The 1,102-nt window shown below is 59.9% G+C and carries 1 protein-coding gene; it reads right to left on the bottom strand.

All coding sequences use genetic code 11. The features are described 5' to 3' along the window. Position 1: 1 nt before the first annotated feature. A partial coding sequence (tuf, locus tag ACR0L1_RS23705) for an elongation factor Tu (protein ID WP_480861125.1) occupies positions 2 to 1,102 on the bottom strand: 1,101 nt, incomplete at its 5' end.

Below are 1,102 nucleotides of genomic sequence, written 5' to 3'. Positions count from 1 at the left end.
ATTACTCAGTGATTTTCGACACAACGCCGGCGCCGACGGTGCGGCCGCCTTCGCGGATCGCGAAGCGCAGGCCCTGCTCCATCGCGATCGGCGCGATCAGCTCAACGCCGAACGACACGTTGTCGCCAGGCATGACCATCTCGGTGCCTTCCGCCAGGGTTACGGTGCCGGTCACGTCAGTTGTACGGAAGTAGAACTGAGGACGGTAGTTCGCGAAGAACGGAGTGTGACGACCGCCTTCTTCCTTGGTCAGGATGTAGGCTTCGGCTTCGAACTTGGTGTGCGGTGTAACCGAACCCGGCTTACACAGAACCTGGCCACGCTCAACGCCGTCACGGTCAACACCACGCAGCAGCGCGCCGATGTTGTCGCCCGCTTCACCGCGGTCCAGCAGCTTACGGAACATTTCAACGCCGGTGCAGGTGGTTTTCGAAGTGTCGCGGATGCCGACGATTTCAATCTCGTCGCCAACGTTGATCACGCCACGCTCAACACGACCGGTCACAACGGTACCACGGCCCGAGATCGAGAACACGTCTTCGATCGGCATCAGGAACGGCTGGTCAACAGCGCGCTCGGGGGTGTCGATATACTCATCAACGGCCGCCATCAGTTCCTTGATCTTCTCTTCGCCGATTTCAGGGTTGTTGCCTTCCATCGCGGCCAGAGCCGAACCTGCAACGATCGGAATATCGTCGCCGGGGTATTCGTACGAAGACAGCAGCTCGCGGATTTCCATTTCCACCAGTTCCAGCAGCTCTTCGTCGTCAACCTGGTCAACTTTGTTCATGAACACGACCATCTTCGGGATGCCAACCTGGCGGCCCAGCAGGATGTGCTCGCGCGTTTGCGGCATCGGGCCGTCAGCGGCGTTCACAACCAGGATCGCGCCGTCCATCTGGGCAGCACCGGTGATCATGTTCTTGACGTAGTCGGCGTGGCCGGGGCAGTCAACGTGCGCGTAGTGGCGGTTCTCGGTCTCGTATTCCACGTGGGCGGTCGAGATGGTGATCCCGCGCGCTTTCTCTTCCGGCGCACCGTCAATCTGGTCATACGCTTTGAAGTCACCGAAATACTTGGTGATCGCTGCGGTCAGCGTGGT

The organism is Ruegeria sp. J8 (genome assembly GCF_056531925.1).
This window is presented reverse-complemented; position numbering and strand designations above follow the sequence as displayed.